Source organism: Caldibacillus debilis DSM 16016, from assembly GCF_000383875.1.
In the GTDB taxonomy this organism is placed as follows: domain Bacteria; phylum Bacillota; class Bacilli; order Bacillales; family Caldibacillaceae; genus Caldibacillus; species Caldibacillus debilis.
On record NZ_KB912889.1, the window covers coordinates 30,214 to 49,084 of the forward strand.

The window sequence follows — 18,871 nt, forward strand, 5'->3', positions numbered from 1 at the left end:
ACAGCGGCAGAAAAAAAATCTATGGACAATCATGTCCATTATATAAACCTTCATGTATAGAATCCTATTTTTCTTCCGGCATGCGAAACGGATCGCAATCCACAATTCGTTTCCTTGTTTGTGTAAATACTATCACATTTGTCGGAAGGGGGAAAAAATCCGCTGGAAAAGTGAACTCGATTGAGAGAAGGATGAAGCGCGTCCGGTGCGACGGGAAACCAAAATGGAGGGATTGGGTAAAAATACAAAAAACCGGCGGAATCGACGCAGCCGGCAGATGTCCGAGCATCATAATCGTAATAATTGATCGTTGATAGTAGCCGTTTCTCATATTGGACGTGTCTTCCTGTTCGATTTCGAGGAAATTTTTGATTTCTTCCCTTATAATCAGCTCTAATTTTTCTTTCACAAACTGACGAATGGCATTTTCCGGTCGATTTGCCCAGTCGATATTCGATATACCTTTAGATAGATATAGGTAGGGTTCTCCTTTCTCTGGAATGTTTTTCTTCCAATCCGAGAATACCCTGCCTTTTTTCTTTTTGTCTGGCAAAATGCTTTACACAAAATTTTATACATCATCATTAACAGATGGGGATTATTTTACGCTTACCAAATTTATGTATCAATTTGTTATTTTTAGTTTTTTACCATAACAAAAGCCGCCATTTGGCGACCCTTGTTCTTGTCAGTCAAATACTGTCCCGGGCATTACCTTAAAAGGTATATTGATAATATTATCAATATTAAACCAATCACAATCAGAGTAATTTTTGAAGTATTTGATTCGCTCTTCTTGTAGCCCAGCACAACCATTATTATTCCAATAATTAGCATTAAAAAATAGTATAATCCCATTACTTATTCCCCTTTCAAATGATATTGAAACCAATAGCCAAAATTATTTTATGGAATGATCCGGGCTTTTCCTTATTAAAAAAAGTGTCGTGAAGAATAAGATAACAATATAAATACAAATTGAAATGAGCTTGTATATCAATTGAATATCTTCCATTATGGCAGGCCTAAATATAAAAACGTGGGGCCAAGGCATATATTCTCCTAATGTGGCCAGTTCTATAACCACATAGACAAATAAAACCGTTAATGAAAACTCGATGTTTTTTATGATTAGTATTAAAGCTGTACTTAAAAACATAAATAACAGGGTTATCAGGAAGAAATGGATCATATGAATCGGCCAAATGATGGTAATACTATATTTCATTGAAAAAAATAAACACCAAATCATAGTCCCGATGAAATGGATTGAAAGATAACGGCTTATATCGATGATCAGATAGGAACGATAGTACGGGAATAAAGTCTCACTTGCTCCGTCTTCATATATTTCTTTCAGCCTATACATTAGTCCCCAGCCTGCAAAAGGGAGATAAATTCCCTGAAAAAGAATGATACTATTTAATCTATCATTCTCATTCAGAGAGTTTTGCATGATTAATTGAAGAACGGAGACAAGCCACATGATTGTCGGAAAAAAAAATACCGATCCCGCTTGTTTGAAGTCAATTTTAAACAAGAGATAAAGATTTTCCAACTTTTTTGTCATGGATGCGCCTCCCTGATAACCGCTAAATATCCATCTACCAGCCTTGGTGCAGCCAATTCATAATTATCGTTTAAAGCATTTTCTGAAAATATTCTTACGGTAACATGATTTTGTTCCTCATATATGGAAATGACGTCTTCATGGATGATAAAGTCATTTAACTCATTTTTTTGAATTTGTTTTGTCCATATTTTTCCCTCCGCCTTTTTCTTTAAACAATCCGGAGTTCCCTCGAACAAAACATTTCCTTTTTTTAAAATGCTTATTTTAGTTGCCAAAAACTCGATGTCTTCAATAATATGGGACGATATTAAAATCGTATGTTGGTTACCTAATTTCTTTATTAAATTCCGAAACCGTATTCTTTCTTCAATATCTAATCCTGCGGTGGGTTCATCAAATAATAAAACAGAAGGTTCATCAAGCAATAATTGTGCAATTCCTACTCTCCTTCTCATACCTCCTGAAAGTTCACTCATTTTCATTTCCCGATAGTCTAATAAATTCACTTGTTCTAAAGAATGAATGATCTTTTCCTCCCTTAATTTTTTTTCCGTCATTCCTTTCAACAGGGCCAAATGATCCAATGCATCAAATACGGTGAGTTTCGGATATATCATGAAATTCTGAGGTAAATAGCCTATATATTTATTTGCTTTTACATATCTTCCATTTGTGTAATCTTTTCCGTTTATAAAAATTTTACCTTCATTCATAGAAGTTAGGCTTGAAAGGATTCTTAATAATGTTGTTTTTCCTGCACCATTGGGGCCAATTAAACCATATATGCCCTCTATATTGAGATTAACGTTATTCAGGACTTTAGTTTTTTTAATTCTTTTACTTAAGCCGGAAACCTGTATCATTACCGATTCTCCTTTAAAAAGCGCTCCATAAACGAGGTTGCCTCATCCCAATCTTCGATCGATGTGAAGTTTTCATACCAACTTATTAAAAAATTTTTCTTTTCTTGTTTCGACATGTTTGAATAATTTTCATAAAAAGCATCTATACCTAATGCATGAATATCTTCATAGCGTATTGTGGCATCATGAGGATGAATACCAAACATTGATCGATAATAAATATCCGTGTCGTATTCGATTTCCTCATATAAAAAATCATTAAGCAGTTCATTAAAAGCTTCTATTAAACCGGGATCCATATTGCCCGTTTGAACATCACTCCAAAGGATTCCCGGGATATACATTTCTGGAATTTCATGCACCGCTGCTCCCAATTCATATAAGGTTGCATGATGAATGAATAAGTGGTCACTCGTTAAAAAAGAACTATATTTTGAATATGGAGTTAAAAATACAATCTCATCCGGGATACGATCTTTACCCAAATTGAACATATTGTTCAAATAATTGTGGGTTTCCTTTAAAGCGGCATAATAATGGTTCCACCCCTCTTTTACATCCGGCCAAGATTGAGGATATATCAATAAAATATCTTCCATTCTTTCTTTTTGAATGGCACCCGCAATTAAAGTCACGCCGTTAACTTGTTTCCCGCTATATGTATTTTTCCCTTTTTTCGGAAGATTTGTATAGTAATTATCGATACCTGTTATTTCTAATTCGTAGTCGGCCGGTTCCTGGCCGGATACAATTATTCTATCTTCTTCAATAGGCTGATCAAGTTTTAATTGGGGACTATTCGACTTTTTCGGAACCCAATTTATATAGCTGGGTAAAAACAAATATTTCTTCGATGCGGGCAACAAAGCTGAATCTTCCATCGTATATTCAAAGATCAATGGATCTGTTGGTTCATGAATAAAAACAAAATCACCTTGTTGGGAAAATTTTATCCGATCCCCTTTTTTATTTTTTACATTGTTTACTTTCATTGAGTGGTAAAGAGAAAATGCGATTTGTTCGGAATCTTCTTTCCAAAGATCCAGATCAACTTCTACTGTTGCCTTCACTTTGTCTTTTCGATGAATGGAAATCTTATAATTTCTTATATCATAAGACAATAATTCATCTTGTATGTCAGGCGTTTGGTTCTGAGAATACTTTGCTTCTTCTATAATTTTTTTATAATTAAATGCCGGAATTTTTTCCATCGTGGCATGTGGTAATATACAGAAAGCAACGATAAGAAGGGAAAAACTTACAAATAAACTTGCCAGTTTAACGTTTTTAGTATGTGATCCCTTAATCAAACTGGCTATAATTAATGAACTAATAATAAGTAACCATATTAGAAAGGCCAAGAAAGACGAAAGGTTTATATTATATCCGATAACATCACAGTACACGTTAGAATAATTTAAGGGATATAAATATAGCAATTGTCCTATGTCTCCTGCATGAAGCGAGACAAAGAAGTTATAAAAAAACTCTGTATTCATTGGCCCGATAATTAGCCAAATACCAATTATGATGGCATAAGTGATATGTTTTCTCCCAAAATACAGCGCAAGCAATATCCCGATAAAAAATGCAAGGATGGATGGGGCAAACCAGTAATAAAAAATATACACGGCCGTTTCTAGATAAAAGCCCGAAAATTTAATATCTTTGAAATAAAAGTAGGTTAGAACAATAATGATTTGCAGAGCAGTGAATATAGTAAGGATAATAAAGTGATTAACAAACAAAGCGATTAATTTTAATACAGAAATTTTTACGCTGCCCGCAAAAAACTGTTCTGAGCCATATCTATATTCATTAGATAAAAATATATAAAAGCAGACAATAAAAATAAGAAATGCTGCGTGAATGATTACAGCCATGTCTCCGACAAAATTGCCAAAGTTATTATAATGACTTTCTTTTTCATTTAATATCATATTAATAATTAACATTAGAATGACAAATAAGTGCGTACCGATGTATACACGGGATTTTAACAACTGTTTGATATAAAATGTCAACAATTTAAAGAACATGGGAAGTCACCCATTTCATTAAGAAATAATAAATTAGGGGCTGTCCAGAAAGTCATATTTTTACACTTAAAATTTTACAAAACAAGTAATGTTAAAACAATAATTAATTTATAAAATAAAAAATATTTTGATTATGTATAAAATTTTGTGTAAAGCATTTTGCTAGATCAAAAGAAAAAAGGCAGGGTATTCTCGGATTGGACGAAAAACATTCCAGAGAAAGGAGAACCCTGCCTATGTCTAAAAATATATCGAATATCGACTGGGCAAATCCACTGGAAATTGTCATTCGTCTGTTTGTCAAAGAAAAATGCTGATTATGCGGGAAGAAATCAAACATTTCCTCGAAATCGAACAGGCGGAAACATCCAATATGAGAAACGGCTACTGTCAACGAAATCTAGATACACAATATGGCATGGCCGGATTGAATGGCTTTTGGTCCCAAGAGACCGAAACGGGGAATTTCAAACGCAGCTGTTTGCCCCTTACCAACGACACACCGGCTGGCTGGAAGAAGCCATCATCAAGATGTATCAAAGCGGCATGAGTACCCGGGAAATTGGCAAGTTTATTGAACGAATTCTAGGAAATGCTTATTCTCCTGCGACGATCAGCCATATTACCGATGTCGTAAAGGAAGACATCGAAAAATGGCGCAGCCGTCCACTGCCCAAGCGTTATTCCGTCTTATATTTGGACGGTTTGTACGTGAAACTTCGCCGCGATACGGTAGAGAAAGAAGTCATTGATGTGGTGCTAGGAGTAAATGAAGAAGGATATCGCGAAATTCTCGATTTTTTCGTGGGAGGACAAGAAAGCGCCTATGGTGGCGGGAGATTCTCCAACAGCACTACAAAAGAGAAGTCAAGGAAGTGCTTCTGGGCGTATTTGATGGTCTTCCGGGGCTGGAGGAAGCCTTTCGGGCGATTTATCCGAAAGCCGATATGCAGCGTTGTGTCGTTCATAAAGTTCGTAATACTCTTATCGTGTTCGGAAAAAAGATCAATTTGAAGTGGCAGAGGGTCTCAAACTGATTTATCGCGCACCAAATAAAGAGATGGCGTTACAAATGTTTCAACAGTTTGAGTCGAAATGGTCCATCAAGTATCCGAGAGAAGTTCAATCTTGGGCCAATGAGTTGGATGTTCTTCTCACCTTTATGGACTATCCAAGCAGTATTCGAAGTATGATTTACACGATGAATGCGATCGAACGAACCATCAAGGAGATTCGGAAACGTCTAAAACCGATGAACAGTTTAAGCAGTGTAGAAGCCGCGGAAAAAGTCGTGTATTTGACCATCCAAGATTTTAATGAGAAATGGGCAGGGCGAAAGTTAAGAGGATTTGCCGAAGCGCAGGAGGCCCTCGTGCGAATGTTTGAAGAACGTTACAATTAACCAAATACTGTAAATAGACAAAGTAAGTGGATTCTCCCTTTCTGCACAGGAGACAGAATATTCAGTCTCCTGTGTGGAGGAAACCGGGTACCCTGTCCATCTAAACCCATCCAGAGATACCCTAACTATCCTGTATTACACTAAATTCTTGACGGTACCTTTTTATTTGGTTTACCACGAAACTTATATATTCTCATATACTATTCTTATATAAATTTATTCTTTTGAAAAAAGAATATCTATTTTATCGATTTATAAACATGTTTACCATATTTTTTTAAAAATATTATAAAAATTGTTTTATAAGATAATATTTTAAAATTTATACGATATGAATTATTATATATATAAAAAACTGAGGTGGGATATAGATTGGAAAACCAATCAGAACGTACAAAGCCAAAGTCATTGCAAATTCCTGTTAAACGAAATATGTCATTAATTGTTAGTACGACAACTTTAGGTACTATAGCAGATGCAATTTTTACACTTTGTTTATCATGGTTTGTCCTTGAACGAACTGGTTCAGCTTTTATTACTTCAGCCATTACTGCTATTACATATATTGTTAATGTCTTTGCCGGCCCGTTGATTGGGGTTTTCGTTGACCGCACAAGTCCAAAAAATGCAATGATAAGGGCATATATCGCATTGGGGTTAATCGGTTTTATCCTTATATTTTTTTATTTATTTTTGCATGACTATATTATAGTTGCTGTTATGGCAATGGTTATTTTAAATGATATTGCACAAACATTCATTTCACCTTCACGAAGACGTATGTTACCAAATTTAGTTGGTACTGATCGTATTGCTGAAGTTAGTGGTTATTTATCATCTGCAGGTAAAACAGGAATATTAATTGGTAATGCTGTTGGTGGAATATTGCTTTCTCTTATTGGTTTTATCGGGATTATGTTCACTCATTCATTCATATTTTTATTCGCTGCACTTTTATCTTCTTGGTTAGTACTTCCAAAATATGAAAGAATCGTTCATCATGAAAAATCCAAACAAAAGAAACAATTTTGGAGAGAATTTAAAGATGGAGCTAAGTTATTGTTAAAACTTCGTGTTTTACTTGTTATAACTTTAATAAATATGGGAGTAAATATTGTCTCTGTTGGTCATTTGAATATATATATATTTAAAACACAGTATGGAGCAACTGCAGCTCAATACGGGTTCATTGAAGCAACTGGTGTGGCAACATCAATAATCACTGGATTGTTTATTGGACGAATTATAAAGAAAATAAAACCAATATTTCCCTTAAGTTTAGGTTTAATAATCCCAAGTTTAAGTATTGCTCTAATTGGGTTTTATGATCAATTGTTTTTTGCATATATTTTAATAGCTATTCAAACATTTTTCTTGCTATTTTATACGGTTACAGTCCATACACTTTTAATAACGCTTGTCCAACCAGAATATCGTGCTAGAATTGATACATTAGTAGCAAGTATTTCATCGTTTGCAATGCCATTAACTGTATTTCTAACAGGATACTTAGCGGATATCATACCTGTTCGGTATATTTTTTATTTCACTGGAATCTGGGGAACTTTGATGGGGATTATTCCTTTACTCAGCAAGGAAATTCATCAATTGGAAAATCTTTAAACATATGAAACGTTAATATCAATTATGTTTAACATAATAAAAGCCGGTTAACTTTAAAATTGTTTAACCGGCTTTTATTTGTTATTGTATTAATTTATTCAGATTTTATTTACCTGTTTCGCGATAAAAAATGCCACCATTAATATCCTTTCAACAGGCGGGGATCCAGTTGCAACCGGGTACCAGCTCTTCCGTATCCTTTTGCAATCTAGGGCGACCGAACCGCGCCGGACAAATCCGCGTCATCGGACAATCATAAGAAAGGAAATCCCCTTCCCGAAAATGAAACGTCCCCCTATTTTGCGAGAGAACCGCTTCTTTGCATAAGAAAGGCGAGCGGATCCGCAAGTTCCGGCTCGCGGGGATCCACCCGTTTCGGGAAACAGTCAGACCTTGGGTTCCGGCCGGAAGCCGCTGTTTTAACGGGATTTTCTTCTTCGCGCCGGACGGGCGTCCATCCTTGTTCCGGGCTGGTCCGGCAATCCTTACACAAGGATCAAACCAAAGATTTTTCCCGACTCCTTTCGTCGGACTGCGGATAATTGCCCAAAAAAATTTTACCGAATAAGTATTGTTTATAGTAAATTTGCTGTGAACAGGTGGATTTTCATTTGGGATTGGAAATTTCATTTCAAGGAAAAGGCCGGGAAAATCCTTCGCCGGTTGAGCGTGGAACCGTCGCGCAAATATTCTTCAGCAAAAATCCCGGATTTTCATCATCCCGGCTTCCGCGGAAGCAGGAAAATTCGACGTAAAAGCCGAATCTTATGATTTATGATTCTGCGAAAAGAAAGGGAAGCGGCAAGAAGAACCGGACATTCGAGACCTGCCTCCCATGCCGAATATCGACAACGACAAGGAGGAAAACAGATGTTGCTGTCCATACCGAAGGAAGAATTGAAAGAAAGGCAAAAACGGTTTATCGAAAAATTTTCCGAAAAAGGCTGCGACGGGGCCATCCTCTTCTCCGTAACCGACATTTTTTATTTGACCGGATTCCATTTCCATCCGACGGAAAGGCCGATCGCCGTCATCATCGATCCGAATCGCGGCGTCCATTTGTTCGTTCCCCTGTTGGAACACGAACATGCGCAACAATATGCCGCCGTCGATTTCGTCCACTCCTATCCGGAATACCCGGGGATCAGGCATCCGATGGAGATTTTGAAAGACATCTTGCAAAAACTTGGGTTTGATGGGAAAAGGATAGGATATGACGCCATCGGGTACGGGTCGCCCATGGGATACCGGGGGCCTGCCCTTGATCAGCTCATTTCCGCGAAGCAGTTCATTTCCTTAAAAGGGATCATCGAAGAAATGCGTTATGTCAAATCCGAAAATGAGATCAGGCTGATCCGGGAATCCTGCCGCTGGGCGAACGTGGCCCATCGCCTGCTGCAAAATTATACGAAGGCCGGCTTGAGCGAAATGGAAATCGCCAACCGGGCGACCATGGAAGCAACCTTGACGATGATCGAAACGCTGGGACGAGACTACAAACCCCATGGGACCCCGGTCATCGCCACCTTCCGCGGGCAAGTCGGGCCCGAATCCGCCTTCCCGCATGCGGTCACGCAAAATATCATTCTTTCCAAAGGGGACACGTTGGTGACCGGCGCCGGCGCCAGCGTCTTCGGCTACGTCAGCGAATTGGAAAGAACCATGTTCGTCGAAACGGTTTCCAAGGAGCAGGAAAAATTTTTCCGCCACATGTACGAGGCGCAACAAATCGCCTTCTCCGCGATTAAACCCGGCGTTCCCTTTTCGGCCGTCGATGAAGCCGTGCAGAACTATTTTGCGGAGGAAGGGCTTACCGAATATGTCCGCCATCACACGGGGCACAGCATCGGGCTCCTCGGCCATGAGGCGCCGTTCTTCGACAGGGGCGATCACACGCCGATCCGCCCCGGCATGGTCGTCACCGTCGAACCGGGGCTTTATGTGCGGGGGCTTGGCGGATTCAGGCATTCCGATACGGTATTGGTCACGGAAAAGGGCATTGAAATCCTGACGGATTACCCCCGCGATCTGGAATCTTTGATCTGCGCATAAGCTGAAGGCAAGGGTGCCGAACCTCCCGATCAAAGGACGCATGGAATGGCTCCCCCGCTTTCATCGATCCGGCTTGGGAGATCCAAGGCTCACAGGATGTTAACCATTGAAACTATTCCGGAAAAAGGCGGACAAAAGATCAAAACATGACAGGGACCGCAAGGATGCAGGCGCTCCTTACGGTCCCCTTTGTTTTTTCCATTTCCCCCGGCGCGGTCCTCTTGTTCCGCCATGCCGACCGGTGAGGAAGACATAACCTTTTTCCCTTATAAAACCGGCAATTGGCCCGAATGCTTTTCGCGCGGCTTCTGGGAGCTGGGAGATCGACCTTTCTCGCGCAAAAACCCTTCGGCCTTTCCGTGAAATTCACGGGACGCTTGCCCCCATGCCATCCGGCGGCATCGGCGGAAATTTTCCGGCCCTTTTTCTTCCCTTCGGCTTAACGGGAAAAATTTTCCTCCCGTTTCTTCCGGGCCCTTCGGGAACAGTTACTTGTTTTCCTCCAAATATTCGACCGCTTTTTTTAAGCGCCGCAAACCCTCCACGACCTTTGCACGGGGACAGCCCACATTCATGCGAAGAAATCCTTTTCCCGGGCTCCCGTAAGTTTCCCCCGGCATAATCGCCACCTTCGCATGATGGACAAGGGCATGCTGCAGCGCTTCACTGGAATGGGGAAGGCCGGAAACATCGATCCATGCCAAAAAAGTCGATTCGGGCACCCGGAATTTCACGCCGGGGAGATGGGTCCGGATAAAATCTTCCACCGCGATCATATTTCCGTGGATATAGTCCGCCAGTTCCTTTACCCATTGGCTGCAATGATTGTATCCGGCAATCGTCGCCAGCATGCCGAAGATGCTCGCCGAAGACAATCCGTCCCGGTTTTTTAATATGTTAAGAAACCGTTCCCTTATGGACGGATCGGGAATGATTGTATATGAACCTCCTAGTCCGGGAATGTTGAACGTTTTGCTTGCCGATGAACAGACCATGACATGATTCAATTCTTCGGACACGTTCAAGATCGGAAGATGCGGACGGGGGCCGAAAACGATGTCCATATGGATTTCGTCCGAAATCAAATAGACCCGGTATTTTTCGCATAAACGGATGACGGTTTTCAATTCTTCCTCCGTCCACACGCGGCCGGTCGGATTATGCGGGCTGCACAAAAGCAGAACCTTTGCCCGTTCGTCGGCCAATTTTTTTTCCAGATCGGCAAAATCGATCCGGTATACTCCGTCCTCATTTTTCAACGGATTGGCAGAAAGGACCCGGTTGCTTTCGCGGATGACTTTAAAAAACGCGTCATAGGCCGGGGTTTGCAGAACGATGCGGTCGCCTTCCTCCGTCAAAATCTCCAGCAATTTGGAAATGGAGTAGACGACCGAAGGGCTGTACACGATCCAGTCTTCGTCGACCGGGCAGGAAAATTGCCGTTGGAACCACCCGCGGACCGCTCCCTTAAAATCGGCATGATTCCAGCGGGTGTAGCCGAAGACGCCGTGGTTCAAACGCGCCTCCAGCACGCGCAAAATTTCGGGCGGGCAACGGAAATCCGTATCGGAAATGGAAAAGGGGAGGAGATCCCTCTTCCCGAAACGGTCTTCTATATAGTCCCACTGCGTGCAATACGTGCCGCGCCGGTCAATGATTTGGTCAAAACGATTGGTCATGATGGACAACTCCAGTGGTTCAAAGTAGTTTTTCTAGCTGCGATTTAAGGATCCCGACTTGCGGGCCGATAACGACTTGCACATTGTGTTCGTCCAATTTGATTACACCAAGGGCCCCGCATGCTTTCAATACCTCTTCATCGATTCGGCTCATATCGCTGACGACAAGGCGCAAACGGGTGACGCAATTGTCCAGGGATTGAATATTTTCTTTTCCGCCCAATGCCTGGAGGATTCTTTCCGCATTGGACTTCGTGCCTTTTATGACCATTTCCCCTTCGCCGTCATTTTCCGCTTTTGCCTTTTCACGGCCGGGCGTTTTCAAATCAAATTTGACGATGGCATAACGGAAGGTGAAGTAGTATACGGCAAACCAGACGGCCCCGACGACCGGCACGAGGTACCATTTGGTCGACGGCCCCTGGAGGATGCCGAAGATAAGGAAATCCAAAATGCCGCCGTCCGTGTTCCCGATCTTGACTTCCAGCAGGGCCATGACCATGAAACCAAGGCCCGTCAGGACGACGTGGACCAGGTAAAGGGCGGGAGCGACAAACAGGAACAAAAATTCGATCGGTTCCGTGATCCCCGTGACAAAGGTGGCGATCACGCCGGAAATTAACAGCCCTTTAATTTTGTTCCGGTTCTCCGGCAGGGCGGTATGGTAAATGGCCAATGCGACGGCCGGAAGGCCGAACATGAACGTGGGCATTTTCCCTTGGGACAAAAACGCCGTGGCATCGGCGCTGAAGGGCAGCCCGTTCTTTAACTGGGCATAGTAAATGTTCAACGCCCCGGACACCGTTTCCCCGTTTACGATTTCCGTTCCGCCCGCTTCCGTGAAACGGATCATCGCCACTAAAATATGGTGAAGGCCGAAGGGGAGCAATAACCGTTCCCCGGCACCGAACAGGAACGGTCCGAACACCCCGGCTTTTTGGATCAATGAACCGATGGCCGAGATGCCCATGGCAAAAAACGGCCATACCATCGGAATGAGGATGCCGGCCGCCGCCATGACCAAACTGGTCACGATCGGAACGAAACGGGCGCCGCCGAAGAAGGCAAAGGCATCCGGAAGTTTTGCCGCATAGTAGCGTTTATGCAAAAAATAAACGATGATGCCGGCAATGATCCCGCCTAAAACCCCCATTTCCAACGTTTGAATGCCCAAGACCGTCGTTTGCCCGGCTTGGCGCATTTGCTCGGCATCCACAAGCTTTCCGGTTGCCGCCAAATAAAAATTGATGGATAAATGCATGATCACATAGCCGATAAAACCCGAAAACGCGGCAACCCCTTTTTCGTAGCGGGCAAGCCCGAGCGGGATCGCCATGGCAAACAGTACGGGCAAATAGGAGAAGGCGAATCCTCCGATCGTTGAAAGGAAACGAAAAATCGTCTGAAGCACCGGGTTTCCTAAAAAAGGAAGGGTTTCAATCGTCGACGGGCTCGTAAAGGAACTCCCGATCCCCAATAGGAGACCCATAAAGGCCAGCAATGCGACCGGAAGCATGAAGGTTTTTCCCAACCCTTGGAAAAATTCCCACGCCCCCGTTTTGGCAGACTTTTGCTTTTCCATTGCGGAACTCCTTTCCATCCTGTTTTTGAAAGCAATTTCAGCATAATGCCATCCTCCTTTTCATACAAGACTTTGCGGGGCGAATGTAAACGCTGTACATTCTTTGTAAAACGATTACAATTTTCCGGCAAAAAATGGCCAGTTCACGAGCGGAAACCGGCATTTTCCCATAGAAAAAAACTTGGACGGAATTACTAGCACCAAGCAATGAAAGGATATTATTGATGATGGTTGGTGTTTATGCGTCTTGACTTAAATAAAAATTAGGATCTCGTTTAAATCTTCATTGTTTGACTTGTTCAGCGGAAAAGATATGGATGGGGCATAACTAACCTTTGGTGTTAGTTATGCCGTCCAAGAAAAAAAAGACCGCTGCCCCGGAAAAACGGCGGGCAGCGGTTCTCACCGATCCCTTTCCTTGCCAGCGTTATTTTTAAGATTTAAATAAGTAATGATGATAAAATCCAAAATGATGCTCAGCGGGAATCGGGAACACATATCGAGATCGTCAAAATAGCAATGGACGATATGGGCATGCAAGGCCAAATCGGCTTCCTGCTGCAGGCGGTTGTGCGGGGTGCCGGTAATGGCGATCGTTTTCACCTTTCTGCTTTTTAAGATTTGGGCGTATTCCAGCATATAGAGGGTTTCGCCGCTGTAGGATACAAGAATGGCCAAATCCTTTTCCGTCAAACTGTTGGCCGCGCTCCGCAGCTCGTCCCAGTCTTCCCGGGCATGGCAGATTTTCCCGGAAAACATCAGCTTTCTTGCCGCATCGACGCAGATCGGCAGGGAATTCCCCACCCCGAACAGTTCGATATGGGTACTCTGCTCGATATATTCCGCCGCCCGCTTGATTTTTTCTTCGTCAATGGATTGCAGCGTTTTCTCCATTTCCCGCTTGACCCTTTCCATATGCTGAGAAAGAAGGTAAGACGGAGGCGATGCGGGAGGCTGGGCGGCTTGGGCAATGTTTTTGGAAAGCTCGTATTTGAAGTCTTGAAAACCGCGGAAACCGATCCTCCGGCAAGTCCGGCTGATCGTTGCCGTCGAAACAAAAATTTTTTTTGCCATTTCCTCCACGCTGAGCCGGATCACTTCTTCCGGATGGCGCAAAATGTAGTCCAGCACTTGCACTTCCAGCGGGCTCAACTTTTCCCGGAATTGCATGAGTCTTTTTTGAAATGCTTGCATAGGATCACCTGATTGGGGGAAGTTTTCTTGCGATTCTAACCTTATCATAAATGATCGGGAACATGGCGGGTACTTTCCTTGCGGTTTGATGATGCCGAAACAAGGAAGAAACGGGATCGTCAATGAAAGGGCGTCATCGGAACCGAACCGGAAGCCTGCCGTCCCGAACCGGGGAAGGTGCATCAGCCTGCCGCTTTCCGCATTGCGGACCGACCGCCGTTTCAGCGCCCGCGCCAGTTCATGGAAAGGATTCCACCGTTATTATCGGTTTGATCTCAAGATTTTATGACTGCTGTTCGATCTAAAATTTTCTATCAAACAAACATCTGGTCAGGCATATGCCGCTGATGCCGAACAACAATTATTAAAGAAGTTTTCAACATATTTGTTAGGATGAGGAAAATGAAGAAAAAAGCAATCATTCCAGTGATTATTTTGCTGATCCTATTCATCGCCGTGATGTGGTATACGTTTCCAAAGGAAATTTCGATACCAGGAAACAATAACGAAGTTGTCATAAATTTTTTGGACAACGGATTAGGTCCTTTGGTTTACACCGGCATCGCAAATGATCAACCTCATACTCATGGATACGGAGCAATCTTTATTAATAGCGATTTAGTTAAGTAAACATTTTAAAGGGAGATTGGGACTCAAAAAACAGATATATGATTTCTGCGCCTGCCGATTATCGGGAGGATGCTTTAAAAATTGCCGACGAACTCATGAGGAAGTTCTTAATAGGAAAAAGTTTGGAGTAATGCTCGGGCATCATGCACATAAATTTTGTCTCACCCCGAATAAGTCACAGATCAATATTTCGAAAATCGTCCCGACAAATGTAAAACAGTAGTAATAAGGCAATTAGGGGTGAAAAAATCCCGTCGCTCCCTGCCGGGCCGGTTTTTTGCCTAAAGGCAAGCGGTGAAAGAAATCCCATATTCGTATGGGAGATACGAGTATGGTGATGTGATTACAAGAGATTGAAATGGCATGAAACGTTTGGGACGCCAAAACTGGCAAAAAACACGGTTTCGGCAAATCCGGGTGCTCGCTGCCGTCGGCATAAAATTTTTTGCCGATTCCTTACGCCGGGCCGGACCGCTCCTTCCGATGGCGCCCCCGCTTCATCCGCCCGCTTCCCGAAACAATCCGTCATGAATTGTTTCGGATGACCTTTTGGCTGCCCGAAACCCCGCCGGCAAATCCCCTAAATTTAAAAAAAGCAAGGAACCTGCCTCGGTTCGCTTGCTTTTCGGACGTTATTCGAAACCGGTCTTATGCGGAGACTTTCTCTTTATTCTCTCCGTTTCCATGATGAAAATGTTGTTTCATCCATTGTTTCAAGTACGGAATGGCGAAACGGTCAACGCCCCAATAATAGCTTCCTTTGCCCGTAAAGAGAAGGATCATTTCCAGGGTGTACATAATCGGATTCGTGCTGGTCGTCCCGGCGAGCATAAAGTTCAAGTTCATAAACATCCCTGCGAGCAGGGCCGGAATCGTAGCTACGCCAAGGATTAAAGCGAGTCCCGCGAGAAATTCGCCGACGGGAATGATAAAGTTGAAAAACCCGACATTCGGCAAAGCGACATGTTCCAGGAAGGCGGCGTACCATCCTTGCACCGCCGGGTGTTCCCCGGTCGCTTTGGCGATGGCCCCTTGCAAAAATCCCGTCGCATCAAAACCGCCCGCCAATTTATGGAACCCGGAAGTCATCCATTGGATCCCCAACCAAACCCGGATCACCGTCCAAAGGATGCTGGCTTGCGGTGTCTGCCACCATTTCGCTTGCATATCCATTTCCTCCCCCTTTGTTTTTAGTGAAATACTTCACATATTCAATGAAAAAATATTGGAATAAGTTCCCATTTCTTCGATCATTTTGTGAAATATTTCACTATCCTTTCTACTATTAATATAGAGGAAATGTTTGCCGAAAGCAAGACCGTTCATGAATCTTTCACACTTTTCCGGAGAAGGCGGCGAAGGAACGGGCATGGTTCCGTTTTTTGCTGTTCCGTCTTGCCGCAGGGGCGGGGCTGGCATCCCCATCCGTCCCCCAAATAGGGATGGACGGGGTGAAATCATATACATCCGTTTTTATCGCTGGCTTTTCGTGAACTCTACAAAAATTCTCCCTTTTTTTAATAAAAAAAACAAGCAAAAAATCAAAAGGAAGACCCATCCTTTAGGATCTTCCCCATCCGATGTCGGAACCGCCGGTCGATGATGGAACATAAATTGCGGGATGACGGACAATTTTTTTGCGATGATGGACATATTGGGCGTCCATGTTGAACATACTTTTTTCCATGTTGGACAATCATTTTCAAATGTTGAACCAATGGGAACGGATGCCGGACAAACCGGTTTCTCGGCCCCAAAAATGTTGGACCGACTTTTCGCCATGATGGACGAATCGGAACGGATATCGGCCATTTGGATAAAATGTTGGCCGATCGGAACATCATGGCGGACTCCGGTGAAAAAGAGCGGATATCGGACATTCCCCGTCGTGCCAGATCCCCCAAGCCGGCCATCTGGACGAATGGCAGAGTCCGACGGCAGGCCCCGACTTCCCGGATTTCCGGAAGAAAACTTTTCCAAAACCCAAGGATGGACCCACCGGCCGCTCCCCATCTCCCCCTTGAACATTCACAAAAAAATAGCCTCCGGGCCCGGCCCGCCTTTGAAAATTGCCCCTTTTACAAATAATCCCTTCCCACACTTTTTCCGTTATAGCTGAACCGGACCGGGTTCTCGTCGACGACGGTTTCCAGATGCACCGGCCGGCCCCACAACCGATAAATATACGGGAGCACCTTTTCCAAATATTTGATGTCCAGCTCGATGCCTTCATAATGATGCTGCAAATACAGTTCCCCGTTTTGGGCATAATCGCCGTCGGTTACGGTGATGTAGGGAAAGCCGCCGTTCACCCGGAGATTGACCAGATGGTCGCGGATTTCCTGCCATTGTTTGCTGGATATCTTGTAATCCCGGTCCTGTTTTTCGAACAAATAGAAGTCTTCCCGCTGGATCAGTTCCTTCGTTAAATAGTTCCTTAAAAAAGACTGGTCCGATTCCAGTTCGCGGACTTCGAAGATCTTCTCCCGGCCCGTGCCCGGCCGGATTCCCCTTTTTTTCATTTCCTCCGTCGGGCGGTTCCAGCGTTCTTCGATCTCCTCGAAAATCTTCAACCCCAAATGATACGGATTGAGGCCGGTTTTGGACGGCTGAATGACGCTGGCGTTCAATTTGGCAAACTCGATCGCCTCATCGGGGCTCAAATCCATTTCCCTTAAAATCCGCTGATGCCAATAAGTAGCCCAGCCTTCGTTCATGATCTTCGTCTCCAGCTGCGGCCAAAAATAGAGCATTTCTTCCCGGACAATCGCGACGATGTCCCGCTGCCAATCTTCCAGCGCCCGGCTGTAATGGATCAGAAATAAAAGCAGGTCCTTCTCCGGCCGGGGCGGAAGCTTTTTCCGTTTTTTGGGAGCCGCCGCCCGCCGTTCATTTTTCTTGTCCAGCGCCCAAAGATCATCATAGGGCGTGCTTCTTCCCGGCCGCTCCCCTTCCTCCTCCGCTTCCTCCTCCATCCAGGAAAATTGCGGGCGGAGCAGGGAAGGATCGATATGCTCTTCGATGGACAAAACCGCGTCCAAAAAAGACTCCACCCGTTTTTTCCCGTATTGGATCTCGTAATGGCGGATCCGTTCGGCGCTGGCGGCCATGCTTTCCACCATATCCCGGTTCGTGTTCATGAAACGGACGTTGTTTTTGAAAAAATCCGAATGGGCCAGCACATGGGCGACGATCAGCTTGTTTTGAATCAAGGAGTTGGATTCCAGCAAGAAGGCGTAGCAAGGATCGGAGTTGATCACCAATTCGTAAATCTTGCTCAGGCCCAGGTCGTATTGGACCTTCATCTTGTAAAAATGTTTGCCGAAGCTCCAGTGGGAAAAACGGGTCGGCATCCCGTAGGCGCCGAAGGTATAAATGATATCGGCGGGACAAATTTCATAGCGCATCGGAAAAAAATCGAGCCCGAAACCGGATGCGATTTCGGTGATTTCGCCGATGGCCTTCTCCAAGGCTTTCTTCTCGTCTTGGCGCATGCGATGATTCCCCCTTGGCCTTTCCTTATTTTGGCTGACGCGTTGAAGCTTGACAACACCGATTCCTCTTCTCCCGGTTTTTTTGGAAAATTCCCGTGGATTTTCTGATTTCTTAATATCCAACATATGTGTTTGGGAATAATACAATGAAAAAATTGGGGAAACCGCCGCAGGGGAACCGGGGGAATCCCGGAAGGCAACGGGAAGGGATCCGTCCGGCAGGAGCCGGGCATCCGGAGATCCTGGCGGACGGCGAAACCTTGCCGGCAGGATCACCGCGGCCGCGGCAAAACCGCTCGGATCCAAAGGATGCGGCGCCGGAGGAAAAAGATGCGGGCGGGCAATCATGGATATTTTCCCCGTCATTTCCGCTTTCAGAGCGGCTTAGGCCGCAAACATCCAGGGATCGGGCAGGCATCCGCCTGAAAATCATTTTCTGTCAATCGTCAGTGAAAATGTCATACTAACGCGTCAGTGAATATGTCACTGATATATTTACTTTGACCTCAGTTCATTCAAGCCGGTTTCAGTTCCTTTGAATTCGTGGACCTATATTTGCGCCAAGGATGATCAGGTCCTGGCTTGTACGATTTCTTTTCTGAGCTCTCCTTTTTCTTTTCAGGAGTTTTTGCCGCTTTGTTCCGGGTTGCTTCCATCAAGGGGTAGGGCTTACCTTTGTACCAGACAAACAGTCTGCCATCCAGCGTTTTTCGGACTTCCACCGGCGTTTTGGCCGGAAT

The 18,871-nt window shown here is 43.9% G+C and carries 13 protein-coding genes and 3 pseudogenes; 5 read left to right on the forward strand and 11 right to left on the reverse strand.

Annotation, left to right across the window (positions count from 1 at the left end):
* Positions 1 to 295 precede the first annotated feature (295 nt).
* The 4 genes and pseudogenes from A3EQ_RS20865 to A3EQ_RS0109310 form a co-directional block, all read right to left on the reverse strand.
* Positions 296 to 502 (reverse strand): annotated as a pseudogene (locus A3EQ_RS20865) (hypothetical protein); the annotation flags it as partial.
* A gap of 399 nt (positions 503 to 901) precedes the next feature.
* On the reverse strand, positions 902 to 1,570 hold the full coding sequence (locus A3EQ_RS0109300) for a hypothetical protein (RefSeq protein ID WP_020154904.1): 669 nt from the start codon (positions 1,568 to 1,570) through the stop codon (positions 902 to 904).
* Positions 1,567 to 2,436, reverse strand: coding sequence for an ATP-binding cassette domain-containing protein (locus tag A3EQ_RS0109305; RefSeq protein WP_020154905.1), 870 nt, complete (start codon positions 2,434 to 2,436; stop codon positions 1,567 to 1,569). Before A3EQ_RS0109305 ends, A3EQ_RS0109300 begins: the two co-directional genes overlap by 4 nt.
* Positions 2,436 to 4,475 carry an ABC transporter permease gene (locus tag A3EQ_RS0109310; protein ID WP_020154906.1) on the reverse strand — a complete coding sequence of 680 codons (2,040 nt, stop codon included), beginning with the start codon at positions 4,473 to 4,475 and terminating at the stop codon, positions 2,436 to 2,438. Before A3EQ_RS0109310 ends, A3EQ_RS0109305 begins: the two co-directional genes overlap by 1 nt.
* 236 nt (positions 4,476 to 4,711) lie before the next feature.
* Between A3EQ_RS0109310 and A3EQ_RS20870 the strand changes: the two are divergent.
* The 3 genes and pseudogenes from A3EQ_RS20870 to A3EQ_RS0109340 all read left to right on the forward strand — a co-directional run bounded on the left by A3EQ_RS20870 (position 4,712) and on the right by A3EQ_RS0109340 (position 9,552).
* Positions 4,712 to 5,877, forward strand: a pseudogene (locus tag A3EQ_RS20870) (IS256 family transposase).
* 372 nt (positions 5,878 to 6,249) lie between these two features.
* Positions 6,250 to 7,500, forward strand: coding sequence for an MFS transporter (locus A3EQ_RS0109325; RefSeq protein WP_244874572.1), 1,251 nt, complete (start codon positions 6,250 to 6,252; stop codon positions 7,498 to 7,500).
* 870 nt (positions 7,501 to 8,370) lie between these two features.
* Complete coding sequence (locus A3EQ_RS0109340) at positions 8,371 to 9,552, forward strand: M24 family metallopeptidase (RefSeq protein WP_020154910.1); 1,182 nt, start codon at positions 8,371 to 8,373, stop codon at positions 9,550 to 9,552.
* A gap of 488 nt (positions 9,553 to 10,040) precedes the next feature.
* Here A3EQ_RS0109340 and A3EQ_RS0109350 read toward each other — a convergent pair whose 3' ends face one another.
* The 3 genes from A3EQ_RS0109350 to A3EQ_RS0109360 all read right to left on the reverse strand — a co-directional run bounded on the left by A3EQ_RS0109350 (position 10,041) and on the right by A3EQ_RS0109360 (position 14,007).
* Positions 10,041 to 11,231 (reverse strand): MalY/PatB family protein, encoded by a 1,191-nt coding sequence (locus A3EQ_RS0109350; RefSeq protein ID WP_020154911.1) that lies wholly within the window; start codon positions 11,229 to 11,231, stop codon positions 10,041 to 10,043.
* Positions 11,232 to 11,250: 19 nt separating this feature from the next.
* Complete coding sequence (malX, locus tag A3EQ_RS0109355; protein ID WP_020154912.1) at positions 11,251 to 12,813, reverse strand: maltose/glucose-specific PTS transporter subunit IIBC; 1,563 nt, start codon at positions 12,811 to 12,813, stop codon at positions 11,251 to 11,253.
* Positions 12,814 to 13,215: 402 nt separating this feature from the next.
* Complete coding sequence (locus tag A3EQ_RS0109360; protein WP_026499867.1) at positions 13,216 to 14,007, reverse strand: MurR/RpiR family transcriptional regulator; 792 nt, start codon at positions 14,005 to 14,007, stop codon at positions 13,216 to 13,218.
* Positions 14,008 to 14,098: 91 nt separating this feature from the next.
* On the opposite strand from A3EQ_RS0109360, the gene A3EQ_RS0109365 reads away from it, so the two are divergent.
* Both A3EQ_RS0109365 and A3EQ_RS0109370 read left to right on the forward strand, forming a co-directional pair.
* Positions 14,099 to 14,296, forward strand: a complete 198-nt coding sequence (locus A3EQ_RS0109365; RefSeq protein WP_154652843.1) for a hypothetical protein — start codon at positions 14,099 to 14,101, stop codon at positions 14,294 to 14,296.
* A 113-nt stretch (positions 14,297 to 14,409) separates the two neighbouring features.
* On the forward strand, positions 14,410 to 14,637 hold the full coding sequence (locus tag A3EQ_RS0109370; protein WP_020154915.1) for a hypothetical protein: 228 nt from the start codon (positions 14,410 to 14,412) through the stop codon (positions 14,635 to 14,637).
* Positions 14,638 to 15,285: 648 nt separating this feature from the next.
* Here the strand turns inward: A3EQ_RS0109370 and A3EQ_RS0109380 are convergent.
* From A3EQ_RS0109380 to A3EQ_RS22785, 4 genes and pseudogenes are all read right to left on the reverse strand, one after another.
* Entirely contained in the window at positions 15,286 to 15,804 is a 519-nt protein-coding gene (locus A3EQ_RS0109380; protein WP_020154917.1) for a DoxX family protein, read from the reverse strand.
* A 306-nt stretch (positions 15,805 to 16,110) separates the two neighbouring features.
* Positions 16,111 to 16,617: a hypothetical protein gene (locus tag A3EQ_RS0109390; protein ID WP_154652844.1), complete on the reverse strand. Its 507-nt coding sequence runs from the start codon at positions 16,615 to 16,617 to the stop codon at positions 16,111 to 16,113.
* Positions 16,618 to 16,715: 98 nt separating this feature from the next.
* Complete coding sequence (locus A3EQ_RS0109395) at positions 16,716 to 18,131, reverse strand: SpoVR family protein (RefSeq protein ID WP_026499868.1); 1,416 nt, start codon at positions 18,129 to 18,131, stop codon at positions 16,716 to 16,718.
* A 515-nt stretch (positions 18,132 to 18,646) separates the two neighbouring features.
* Positions 18,647 to 18,871: pseudogene (locus A3EQ_RS22785) on the reverse strand (ISNCY family transposase); the annotation flags it as partial.